We start from the raw sequence: 12544 nt of genomic DNA on the forward strand, positions 1-12544 counted from the left end.
CAGCTTCTACTATATAATAGCTATAGTCTACAATAATTGAGTCGTAATATGCGATTTTTTAAGACAATCGGTGAGAAAACGCTGAAATAAGCGGTATTAGTAGGAGGACACAAATGATTACAGTAAGTAACGTTAGTTTGCGTTTCGCGGATCGCAAATTATTTGAAGATGTTAACATAAAATTCACGCCAGGTAACTGCTACGGTTTAATCGGAGCAAACGGTGCTGGTAAATCAACATTTCTAAAGATTTTATCTGGAGAAATTGAACCATCAACAGGTGATATACATATTACGCCAGGTGAGCGTCTAGCAGTATTAAAACAGAACCACTTCGAATATGAAGAGTTCCCAGTATTAGAAACAGTAATTATGGGTCACACGCAACTTTACAAAGTAATGCAAGAGAAAAATGCTATTTACATGAAAGAAGACTTTAGTGATGAAGATGGAATGCGTGCTGCAGAACTTGAAGGTGAGTTCGCTGAGCTTAACGGTTGGGAAGCTGAGTCAGAAGCTGCAATCCTTCTAAAAGGTCTTGGTATTGGTGAAGATCTTCATGACAAAAAATTATCAGAATTGACTGGTGCAGAGAAAGTAAAAGTATTACTTGCTCAAGCATTATTCGGTAAACCTGATATTCTATTACTAGATGAGCCTACCAACCACTTGGACTTAAAAGCGATTCAATGGTTAGAAAACTTCTTAATGAACTTTGAAAATACAGTAATCGTTGTATCCCATGACCGTCACTTCTTAAATAAAGTATGTACGCACATGGCTGATCTTGATTTCGGTAAAATTCAACTTTATGTTGGTAACTATGACTTCTGGTATGAGTCAAGCCAATTAGCTTTAAAATTAACACAAGATGCTAATAAGAAAAAAGAAGAGAAAGTAAAAGAGTTACAAAACTTCATTGCACGCTTTAGCTCAAACGCATCTAAAGCGAAACAAGCAACTTCTCGTAAAAAATTATTAGATAAAATTACATTAGATGATATTAGACCATCATCACGTCGTTACCCATTCGTTGGCTTCACACCTGAGCGTGAAATAGGAAATGACTTATTAACTGTTGAAGGCCTTTCTAAAACAATTGATGGCGAAAAAGTGTTAGATAATGTGTACTTCACTTTAAATAAAGGTGATAAAGTTGCATTTATCGGTCGTAACGATATCGCGATGACAACATTATTTAAAATCCTTATGGGTGAAATGGAGCCAGATAGCGGTTCATTCAAATGGGGTGTTACAACATCTCAATCTTACTTCCCAAGAGATAACTCTAAGTACTTTGAGAACAGTGACTATAACTTAGTTGATTGGTTACGCCAATTCTCTCCACAAGATGAGTCAGAAAGCTTCTTACGTGGTTTCTTAGGCCGTATGTTATTCTCAGGTGAAGAAGTTAAGAAGAACGTTTCTGTATTATCTGGAGGCGAAAAAGTTCGTTGTATGTTATCTAAAATGATGTTAAGTGGTGCGAACGTAATCACACTTGACGATCCAACGAACCACTTAGACCTTGAGTCTATCACTGCATTAAACAACGGTTTAATTGCTTTCAAAGGTACAATGTTATTCACATCTCATGACCATCAGTTCGTACAAACAATTGCAAACCGCATTATCGAAGTAACACCAAACGGTGTAATCGATAAAGAGGCAACTTACGATGAGTACTTAGAAAATGAAGAGCTTCAAAAACAAGTAGATGCAATGTACAAAGGTCAATAATATATCATGAAAAAACTCGCTCTTTTTAGAGCGAGTTTTTTTGTCGAGAAAACATAACACCACTGGTGGGGCAAATGAATAATTATTCAAATATAATATTAATGAACATGAGGATTTTTCATGTACGGAAGAGATGTAATGACTTTAAGATTTAGTTGAAGCAGGGGAATGTAAGGTGAGCAATATAATTAAATAACATTATTTTGTCATGTGAAATATGTACCAAAATTGGAGATAGAATAGTTTGCGAATGAGTTTATAAAGGTATATAGTATGGGATGTCATAATTAGTGGATGAATCTTGGGAGAAAACAGGAAATGTTACAAATTTATTTTGTTAAATAGAAACCAAGGTCAAAATGTTTAAAAAGAAATAGTTGAATAAATACTAGCTTCAAATTATAATTACTAATATTCTTCATATAGTTAAATAAAGATAATCTATTTGAAGAAGAAAATTTGAATAGAGAGACAGACTTATAAAAAATAAGCCTTGGATGATTAAAAGAGGTGGAGAAATGAAACAGTTCTTATTAAAGAGCAAAAGTGTGTTAAGCAATCATTTTGGATTCTTTCTGTTTGCCGTTATTTTATTTTGGCTCAAAACATATGCCGCGTATGTAACGGAATTTAATTTAGGAATTTCAAACACAATCCAAAAATTCTTGCTGTTTTTTAACCCGCTTAGTTCAGCAGTTCTATTTTTAGGACTTGCATTATTTGCAAAAGGGAAACGATCTTATATTTGGCTAATTGTCATCAACTTGTTATTGTCGATTCTTTTATACGCAAACGTAGTATACTATCGCTTTTTCAGTGACTTTATTACGTTCCCGACATTAACACAAACGAATAACTTTGGAGATTTAGGTGGTAGTATTCTTGCGTTGCTACATCTTTATGATCCACTATACTTTTTAGACACGATTATATTAATTGTGTTAGTCGCAACAAAATTTGCAAATCCAAAACCAATTCGTGTTGCGAAGCATAAATTATCTCTAGTATTTGTAGCAGGTATTTTATTATTCAGTGTTAACTTAGGTCTTGCAGAGTCTGACCGTCCTGAATTATTAACAAGAACGTTTGACCGTAATTATATTGTGAAATATTTAGGGGCATACAACTACACAATTTATGATGGAATTCAAAGTGCGAAAGCATCGACAGAACGAGCATTAGCTGATGGCGATAATATGACAGAAGTACGAAATTATTTAACATCAACTTATGCAAGTCCAAATCCTGAGTATTTCGGTAAAGGAAAGGGAATGAACGTAATTTATATTCATTTAGAGTCATTCCAAAACTTCTTAATTGATTACAAATTAAATGGTCAAGAAGTTACACCGTTCTTAAACTCATTTACAAAAGATGCGAATACACTATACTTTGATAACTTCTTCCATCAAACAGGACAAGGGAAAACATCTGATGCGGAGTTTATGTTAGAGAATTCAATGTTTGGTTTACCGCAAGGTTCTGTCTTTACAACGAAATCTCATAATACGTATCAATCAGCACCAGCTATTTTAGGACAACAAGGATACACATCAGCAGTATTCCACGGTAACTACAAAACATTCTGGAACCGTGACGATATTTATAAATCATTTGGTTTTAATAAATTCTTTGATGCGTCATACTACGATATGAATGAAAAAGACGTAGTAAACTACGGATTAAAAGATAAACCGTTCTTTAATGAATCTATTCCGTTATTACAAACGTTGAAACAACCTTTCTATACGAAGTTTATTACGTTATCGAACCATTTCCCTTATCCAATTGATAAGGCAGAAGCAACGATTGAACCAGCAACAACAGGTGATTCATCAGTAGATACGTACTTCCAAACAGCACGCTATTTAGATGAATCTGTAAAAGGCTTCATCGATTACTTGAAACAATCTGGTTTATATGATAACTCAATTATCGTTATGTACGGAGACCATTACGGTATTTCAGATAATCATAACGCAGCAATGTCAAAAGTAATGGGTAAAGAAATGAACTCATTTGAAAATGCACAGTTACAACGTGTACCTTTAATCGTTCGTGTACCAGGAGTGAAAGGTGGCGTACAACATCAATATGGCGGTGAAATTGACGTTCTTCCTACGTTATTACACTTACTAGGTACAGATACGAAAAACTATGTTCAATTCGGTTCAGATTTATTATCACCAGAGCATAAACAAGTCGTTGCGTTCCGTAACGGTTACTACGTAAGCCCAACTGTTACTGCACTAAACGGCAAATACTATGATACAACAACTGGAAAACCTGTAGAATTTACAGATGAAATAAAGAAAAATGAACAAATGGTTCAAAACTCACTAAAATACTCTGACCAAGTCGTAAATGGTGACTTATTACGATTCTACACACCGGAAGGATTCACTCCAGTAGATCGTTCGAAGTATAACTATAACAATCGTGATAAAAACAAAACGAAGGTAAAAACGACTCCGGAAGGGGAAGCTAAATAATAAAAAGCGCTATTCATATGAATAGCGCTTTTTATTTGTAAATATACCATCATTATTAGACAGAACTAGCTGTTGCTTTTTGTTTTGCTTTTCCGAAGAAAACTACACCAACAATGATAATAATGATAAATGTCCATTTAATGAAAGGGTTACTTTCAAAAAATCCAGCAAACCATTTCTCATCTACAATCATTTTTGCAGCAGTATAAGCTAAAACCGCTGCTCCAATCGTAATGATGACAGGAAAACGATCCACCCATTTTAAAATCAATGTACTGCCCCATACGACTACAGGAATAGAAACTAATAGACCAATGATTACTAAAGAAAAGTTACCATGGGCAGCTCCTGCAACAGCGAGTACATTATCAATGCCCATTAACGCATCAGCGATAATAATGGTTTTAATAGCAGACCAAAATCCTTCTTCGGCTTTAATATCATGATTTTTGCCCTCAGCAATCAACTTGTAAGCGATCCATATAAGAAGTACACCGCCAATTAGGAGTAAACCAGGTATTTTTAATAACCAAACGACAACTAAGGTAGCGAGGGCTCTAATAGCGATTGCCCCGACAGTACCCCATATAATAACTTTTTTTTGTTGGTTTTTCGGTAATCTTCTTGCTGCTAATCCAATTACGATGGCATTATCACCGGCTAACACTAAATCGATTACAATGATGGCAAGTAAGGCAGACAAATATTCAGATGAGAGAAACTCCATATACATATCACTCCTTATGGTTAATATGTGCTAAGCTATATTAAAAATTCTAAAGATCTTTTTGTCATTGCTGTAAATGAATAATGAGGGGAACTTTAGAATTAAAGGAAAATAAAGTATTCCATCGGGGGAATGTATGCTGAAGTAATTTTTAAAGCACAATCATTGCACTACAGAGAAAACAAAATTTGGACTTATATTTGGAGGTAATAAAAGATATTATATTAATAGAAAACGATTACAAAATCTAATTTTGCAAAGTTAGTATCTATACTTGCAAGTCAATTAGTGAACAAGTATAGAAAGGGTGTACACCATATATGATATTAGGTAATCGAAGTGTAAATATTTTGCAACAAATTATTCAAGCAGAAGGTTATGTGTCTATAAATCAATTAATTGATGTAATTCGAGTTTCTAAGCGAACAATTTATTATGATATTAAGAAGATTGAAGATTGGTTAGAAGAGGAAGGGCTACATTCAATTGAATATATCCGGCCTCTAGGTTATTGCTTAAATAATGAAACGAAACAGATAATAGTAAAAAAATTAAATGAATTTACGAGTGATCAATATGAATATTCTCCACAAGAAAGAAAAATATGGTTAATTTTATGCTTACTCATAAAGGAAAACAGAATTTTATTAGAAGACTTAATTGACCTTTTACAAGTAAGTCGTAATACTGTGCTTACAGATTTAAAAAAGCTAAAAGTAGAACTAAATAAGTATGATTTATTATTACAATTTGGGCGTAAACAAGGCTATCAAATTGCTGGAGATGAACAGGATAAACGAAATTTGTTAATTTCCAGTCTCTCTCACATTATTTCCAAAAACGGCTGGGAGTATTTAATATCACAAGTAAAATGCATTATAACTGACATGAGGAATGAAAAAGATACTCTGGAACGAGAAACACTTTACAACATAAAAAATATTCTTTCAAACTGTGAAGAGTTTTTAGGTATCCAATATACAGATGAGGTGCTTGAAAATTTAAGCGTTTACATGTATTTGTTCCATAGACGTATTTTAAAAGGACAGTACATTGAAATGGAAGAAGCAGAAAAAAATGTTCTTCGAGATTCAAAGCAATTTGAAGCAGCAAAGTATATCGCGAAGCAGTTTGAGCGAAAGTTTGCTGTTAAATTCCCAAGTGATGAAATTTATTATATTACGACGCATTTGTTAGGTGCAAAAGTAAATTACCAGGAAAATATGTATGAAAAAAATAATAAGGATGAAATACATTTGGTTGTTGACAGGATGATTAAAGAATTTCAGGACTATGCTTGCGTTATATTTGAAGATTTTAACGGGCTGTCTTCAGACCTATATTTGCATATGAAACCCGCATTTTATCGGGTGAAGTATGGAATAGATATTGAAAATCCATTACTGAATACGATTCAGCAAAATTATAAAGAGGTATATTGTCTTACAAAAAAAGTGATTCATCATTTTGAAGAATATGTGAGAAAATCTGTTTCAGATGATGAGATTGCATATATTACTATGCATTTTGGAGCGTGGATGAGGAAAGAAGGAATCGTTCCCAATCCGCGGAAAACTGCGCTACTTGTATGTCCGAATGGCATTGGAACATCACGTATGTTGCAATACCAATTAGAAAAATTATTTTCAAATGTGGATATATTAAATGCAATTTCAAAGCGAGAATATGAATCAAATACATTTGATGTAGATTGTATTATTACAACTACTGAAATTGAGAAGAGAGGGGTACCTGTTTTTAAGGTGAATCCAATTCTAACTGATTCTGAAAAAGCATCTCTTTTAAGAAACGTAAATGGAGTATTGTATGGTGAGAATCAAAAGGATTCTGTTGATGTAGTCATGGGAATTATTCGAAAATATTCCGATGTAGTAGATGAGCAATCTTTAAAAAGAGAATTGACTGAATTTATGAGTGGTCCGGTGTATTTTGAGAAGGAGGAGAAATATAAACCAATGTTAAACGAACTTTTAACTAAAGAGTTTATTCAACTACAAAATCGAGTTGATAATTGGAAAGATGCGATAAAGGTAGCAGCTGAACCGTTATTACAAAATCAATATATCATTGAAGAATATATTGATGAAATGATTGTAAATGTAGAAAAATTAGGTCCCTATATTGTTATTGCACCTAAAATTGCAATACCACATGCTCGTCCAGAAGCAGGAGTTAAGCAGCTAGGAATGAGTTTACTACAGTTAAAAGAAAGTGTTTCATTTTCAGAAAAACAAGAGCATGCTGCTAATTTGATTATTGTGCTAGCGGCTATAGATAATGAAACACATTTAAAAGCATTAGCACAATTAAGTGAGATGCTATCTGAACAAAAAAATGTGGAAATGTTAATACATTCAGATTCAAAAGATAAATTATTAGAAATGATAGCTAAATATTCTAATTAAAGGGGAAATTAAAATGAAAAAAGTATTAGTTGTATGTGGAAATGGTTTAGGAAGTAGTTTTATTGTGGAAATGAATGTGAAGAAAATTTTAAATGAACTAGGATTACAAGCAGAAGTATCTCATACAGATTTAGCTTCTAGTAAATCTGAGCAAGCTGATTTATATTTAGGTGCAAAAGATATTATTTGTAATCTTGAAGATGGCACACGCACAGTTGCTGGTTTAACAAATATTTTAGATCAAAATGAAATTAAAGAAGCATTACAAAAACACCTGATGTAGTACAGTGAAAGGGGAGTAATGCTATGTTTGATATAATAATGAAGGATATTTTGGGACAGCCTGCAATATTAGTTGGATTATTTGCTATGTGTGGTTTACTACTGCAAAATAAAAACTTTGCAGACACAGTTTCAGGAACCTTAAAAACAATTATGGGCTTTGTCGTTTTAGGAGGCGGAGCTACTATATTAGTAGGAGCTTTAGACGTTTTTGGTAAAATATTTGATAAAGCATTCCATATTAAAGGTATAATTCCAAATAATGAAGCTGTTGTTGCAATAGCTCAGCAAACATTAGGAAAAGAAACGGCATTAATCATGGTATTTGGTATGATTACAAATTTAATAATCGCACGATTTACGAAATTTAAATATGTATTTTTAACTGGTCATCATACGCTCTTCATGGCATGTTTAATTTCAGCGGTATTTTCAACTACAGGGATGCAAGGCGCTTCACTAGTCATTATTGGGTCAGTTATTTTAGGGGCACTCATGGTGATTTTTCCAGCATTACTACAACCGTATGTTAGAAAGATTACAGGGATGGATGATATTGCAATTGGCCATTTCGGTTCTGTTGGATATTTAGCGGCAGGGTTTGTTGGAAGTAAATTTGGAAATAAAGAAAAATCAACAGAACAAATTCAAGTTCCGAAATCACTTGGTTTCTTACGTGATACATCAGTATCTATGTCATTAACGATGGCTGTATTGTTCTTTATTGTCGCGCCATTTGCTGGTAAGGGGTTTATCGAAACTGAATTAAGTAACGGACAAAATTATCTCGTTTATTCTTTCATGCAGGCCATTACGTTTGCAGCAGGTGTATATATTATTCTAGCAGGTGTACGTATGTTAATTGCAGAAATTGTACCTGCATTTAAAGGGATTGCGGATAAACTTGTACCAAATGCAAAACCGGCATTAGATTGTCCAACAATCTTTCCGTTTGCACCAAATGCAGTTATTATTGGCTTTTTAACAAGTTTTATTGCTGGACTCCTTTCCATGTTTCTGCTTCCATTTATCGGTTTAAGTGTAATAGTACCAGGATTAATTCCTCACTTCTTCACAGGAGCAACAGCAGCTGTATTTGGAAATGCAACAGGAGGTAGGAGGGGAGCGATACTTGGCGCTTTTGTAAATGGGTTACTAATTTCATTCCTACCAGCGATATTATTACCTATATTAGGTGGTTTAGGATTTGAGAATACAACATTCGGGGATTCTGATTTCGCAGTGGTCGGTATTTTGATTAGTGAAATTGTGAAGTTAGTTGTCTATATTTTTTAATATATGGAATAAAAAAAGACTTGATAACCTACTAGAGGGAATCAAGTCTTTTCATTACATACGATTATCATGCCAGAAGTTTAATGGGAAGTGTTCGTTCTCATTATATGCTTCTAATTCATATCCTTTTTCTTTCAGTCCTTTAATAATTCCAGGAACTGCTTTTACTGATTGTGGATGAATATCATGCATAAGGATAACTTCTGTTGGATTTGTAGCACCATGTAACACGTTTTCTACAATTTTAGCAGATGCAGCATCAACTTGCATTTTGTTGTATTTCCAGTCTAAAGAATCAATTGTCCAATCCCAAACTTTTAAGCCATTTTCTACAACTTTGTTGCGAAGAGCTTCGTTTAATCCTGGCATAGAGCCGTAAGATGGACGAGTTAATACTGGTGATTTACCTAAAACACCAGCGATTAAGCCTTGGTCTTCCTTCATTTCATCTACGTAATGACCTTCTGTGTAAAGTTTCTTGTAGTTATGAGTCATACTGTGCATCCCAACGTAGTGGCCTTCAGCATCTTCGCGTTTTACAAGATCAGGGAAAGCTTTTACGTTTGAACCAATTAGGAAGAATGTTGCTTTTGCATTTTCTTTCTTTAACATATCTAAAAGCTCAGCTGTGTATTTTCCAGGACCATCATCAAATGTTAAATAAGCGACTTTTCTAACTTGCCCGTTATAATGTTTAGGAGCTTCTTTCGGAGCAAGAGATGTTTGAATCTCACTTACAAGTTGAACAGATTTTGCTTCATCCTCTGTACTAGCTAGAGCAGTATGTACTGATCCCAAAGCCGCTTCGTATGTGAATAATACCCCCGCACAAACTAACATAGCCCTTTTTACTAAAGTTGTCATTCGAATTCCATTGTGCATAATTTTCCTACTCTCTATAAAAGTTCTACTCTACTATATTAGCAATTATAGGTAGGGAAATGCAAAAAAACTTTTTTACAAGTGTAAAAAAGTTTACTCAAAAGTATGCAAGATTTTATATCAATTGCAGTTTTGAAAAATAGGATGAATTTAAACTTTATTATTTAAACTTTCAATCATCAAATTTAAATCTTCTAATAAGGATGCATGCGCTTTTTTAGGAGAACCTGTATCAAAGGGAGGCTGAGGGTCGTATTCTAACATGAGTTGAACTGCTTTGCTTTTTTCATCTCCAAATTCCCAAGCTATTAACTGAAGGGCCATATCAATACCTGCAGATACACCAGCAGCTGTTATAATTTTTTCATGGCGCACGAATCTCTCTTCAGTTGGAATAGCTCCGAGAGAACGAAGTAAGTTAAAACAGCTCCAATGACTAGTAGCATTAACACCATTTAGTAGACCAGTAGCACCTAAGATTAAGGAGCCCGTACATACAGTTGTAGTCCACTTTGTCGTTTTATGTATTTGGAGAATCCAATTAAGAGTTTCTTCATCCTTCATAAGTTGTGTAAAGTTTGGTGGACGACATCCGGGAATAATAAGAATATCTGCTGAAGTAATTTCATTAAAATTGTAATCAGCATGTAAATAGCCCATTTTCGAATCTAATTTTATTAATCCCTTCGTTTTAGCAACAAATTTTATGTTGTTGTTGCTTTCTGCAGCAAATACTTCGTATGGACCAATAGCATCTAATGCAGTAATTCCATCATAGAGCATAATAACGATTTCCATTAAAACCTCTCCTTTATTTGTTACGAATTGAATCTAGTAACGATAAGGAAGATAAAATTATTGAATATTCTTTTATCGTTACTTTAAATATACTATACCCCTAATGTGTATCGCTTAGTGCAACTTTGTCAAAGGTGTGACAAAATCTATGAATAGGTTCATTTATTTTGAAAAGATGTATTCACTTATTTAATGGGTAAAAGTTTAATTTACTTGGAATTTCTATTAAAAACGATATGCAACTTTCACAGAAAGAAGAAATGAAAAATATAGTACTTAGGCTAAAGTCTTAAAACGAAAGGAGACTAATCATACTTTCGTATCATTTCATTTTCGTTCCAATTATTGATTCGAATATTTTTGTTTTTTATTAAAATATTGGTAAAGAAACAATTACATGAAAAAAGGAGTGGGAATATGGATAATTATATTTGCACTACATGTGGAGTACAGTATCCCGAAAATGAAGAAGCACCTTCTCGCTGTAAAATTTGTAATGAGGAAAGACAATATGTTAATCCAATTGGGCAGTCATGGACAACATTAGAAACGATGCAAAATAGCAATTTATACAAAAACGAAATAATAAAAGAAGAAAGCGGTTTGTATAGCATTACTACTAAACCTAAATTTGCGATTGGACAAACAGCATTTTTAATACAAAGTAAAACTCTAAATGTTATGTGGGATTGCATTAGTTATTTAGATGATAAAACGATACAACGTATATATGATTTAGGTGGTATTCAAGCAATAGCACTTTCTCATCCACATTATTACTCTACACAAGTTAAATGGGCGGAAACATTCAATGTACCTATTTATATTCATGAAGATGATAAAGAGTGGGTGGTTCGTCCGAGTAAGCAAATTAAATTTTGGTCTGGGGAGCATCTGATATTATCGGAAGAACTTACATTGCATCGCTTAGGAGGCCATTTTAAGGGTGGAACTGTTATACATTGGAAAGACGGTAATGAAGGGAAAGGTATTTTGTTATCAGGTGATATTATACAAGTAGTTTCGGATCGAAAATGGGTAAGTTTTATGTATAGTTATCCCAATCTCATTCCATTACCAGCGAATAAAGTTAGAGATATGGCAGAGAAGGTAAAAGATATCCAATTTAGTCGACTATATAATGCATTTCATGGTGTGGTGGAAGATGCGAATAAAGCTGTACAAAGATCTGCTGATCGGTATATAAAGGCCCTGCAAGGAGAACTATTTCATACGTAATAGCTTGTAATTCATCTCTATATTTATATAACTAATTTTATATGAATTTTATACTAAAGTCCTATTGTTTATTAACTAATAGGTCTTTCAACTTAGGAAGTTCACACTAATGAGGGATGTTAAAGGGAATATATGTAACCTATACTAATTACTATAAAGCTTTGGAAAATGAAAAGGAGGAGATTTGCATGAAGAATTGGGTTCAATTTAGAATTGCAAGACCAACAGATAAATTTGAAGAAGTGATAAGTTTTTATGAAACAGGATTAGGTTTAAAACGTATAGGGGAATTTCACAATCATGAAGGATATGATGGGGTTATGTTTGGCTTACCAGATGAAGAGTATCATTTGGAGTTTACTACACATGTTAATGGAAGTCCATGTCCGGCACCGACAAAAGATAATTTACTAGTTTTTTATATGCCTATTAAAGATGAAATTGAAAAGATAGTGAATCGATTAAGTAATATGGGCTATCATGAGGTAGAACCTGAAAACCCGTATTGGATAGAGAAAGGAACCACAATAGAGGATCCAGACGGTTGGAGAATTGTGCTTATGAATGCATCTGAATAAGAAAACTATTTTCATATGAAATAGAGTGTAACAAAATGATTTAGACATAAATCCCTACAGTGTTTGTAGGGATTTTTATATAAGA

10 protein-coding genes are annotated in these 12544 nt (G+C 33.5%); 7 read left to right on the forward strand and 3 right to left on the reverse strand.

The window, feature by feature from the left end; translation table 11 throughout:
• Positions 1–113: 113 nt before the first annotated feature.
• Together ACO6VI_RS19065 and ACO6VI_RS19070 are read left to right on the forward strand one after the other, a co-directional pair.
• A complete protein-coding gene (locus ACO6VI_RS19065; protein ID WP_000633860.1) occupies positions 114–1739 on the forward strand; it encodes an ABC-F family ATP-binding cassette domain-containing protein in 1626 nt (541 codons plus the stop codon).
• 518 nt (positions 1740–2257) lie between these two features.
• Positions 2258–4231 carry an LTA synthase family protein gene (locus ACO6VI_RS19070; protein ID WP_161519835.1) on the forward strand — a complete coding sequence of 658 codons (1974 nt, stop codon included), beginning with the start codon at positions 2258–2260 and terminating at the stop codon, positions 4229–4231.
• 55 nt (positions 4232–4286) lie between these two features.
• Here the strand turns inward: ACO6VI_RS19070 and ACO6VI_RS19075 are convergent, their stop codons facing one another.
• Positions 4287–4958 carry a TerC family protein gene (locus ACO6VI_RS19075; RefSeq protein WP_088020671.1) on the reverse strand — a complete coding sequence of 224 codons (672 nt, stop codon included), beginning with the start codon at positions 4956–4958 and terminating at the stop codon, positions 4287–4289.
• A gap of 320 nt (positions 4959–5278) precedes the next feature.
• On the opposite strand from ACO6VI_RS19075, the gene ACO6VI_RS19080 reads away from it, so the two are divergent.
• From ACO6VI_RS19080 to ACO6VI_RS19090, 3 genes are read left to right on the forward strand one after another with little or no spacing between them, the layout of a single operon-like run.
• Positions 5279–7384 carry a BglG family transcription antiterminator gene (locus tag ACO6VI_RS19080; protein ID WP_078993804.1) on the forward strand — a complete coding sequence of 702 codons (2106 nt, stop codon included), beginning with the start codon at positions 5279–5281 and terminating at the stop codon, positions 7382–7384.
• Positions 7385–7397: 13 nt separating this feature from the next.
• Positions 7398–7667 carry a PTS sugar transporter subunit IIB gene (locus ACO6VI_RS19085; RefSeq protein WP_000757316.1) on the forward strand — a complete coding sequence of 90 codons (270 nt, stop codon included), beginning with the start codon at positions 7398–7400 and terminating at the stop codon, positions 7665–7667.
• Between the two features lie 23 nt (positions 7668–7690).
• Positions 7691–8962, forward strand: a complete 1272-nt coding sequence (locus ACO6VI_RS19090) for a PTS ascorbate transporter subunit IIC (protein WP_161519836.1) — start codon at positions 7691–7693, stop codon at positions 8960–8962.
• 54 nt (positions 8963–9016) lie between these two features.
• Here the strand turns inward: ACO6VI_RS19090 and ACO6VI_RS19095 are convergent, their stop codons facing one another.
• Both ACO6VI_RS19095 and ACO6VI_RS19100 read right to left on the reverse strand, forming a co-directional pair.
• A complete protein-coding gene (locus ACO6VI_RS19095) occupies positions 9017–9844 on the reverse strand; it encodes a peptidoglycan-N-acetylglucosamine deacetylase (RefSeq protein WP_000551449.1) in 828 nt (275 codons plus the stop codon).
• 150 nt (positions 9845–9994) lie between these two features.
• The gene (locus ACO6VI_RS19100) at positions 9995–10642 is read right to left on the reverse strand and encodes a DJ-1/PfpI family protein (RefSeq protein ID WP_000407025.1); all 648 of its coding nucleotides are present in this window, start codon (positions 10640–10642) and stop codon (positions 9995–9997) included.
• A 417-nt stretch (positions 10643–11059) separates the two neighbouring features.
• Here ACO6VI_RS19100 and ACO6VI_RS19105 point away from each other — a divergent pair, with 417 nt between their 5' ends.
• Together ACO6VI_RS19105 and ACO6VI_RS19110 are read left to right on the forward strand one after the other, a co-directional pair.
• Positions 11060–11881: an MBL fold metallo-hydrolase gene (locus tag ACO6VI_RS19105; RefSeq protein ID WP_000371021.1), complete on the forward strand. Its 822-nt coding sequence runs from the start codon at positions 11060–11062 to the stop codon at positions 11879–11881.
• A 188-nt stretch (positions 11882–12069) separates the two neighbouring features.
• A complete protein-coding gene (locus tag ACO6VI_RS19110; RefSeq protein WP_000800667.1) occupies positions 12070–12459 on the forward strand; it encodes a VOC family protein in 390 nt (129 codons plus the stop codon).
• The last annotated feature ends 85 nt before the right edge of the window (positions 12460–12544 follow it).

Source organism: Bacillus sp. PSXD-155 (assembly GCF_049310765.1).
Classification (GTDB): Bacteria; Bacillota; Bacilli; order Bacillales; family Bacillaceae_G; genus Bacillus_A; species Bacillus_A cereus.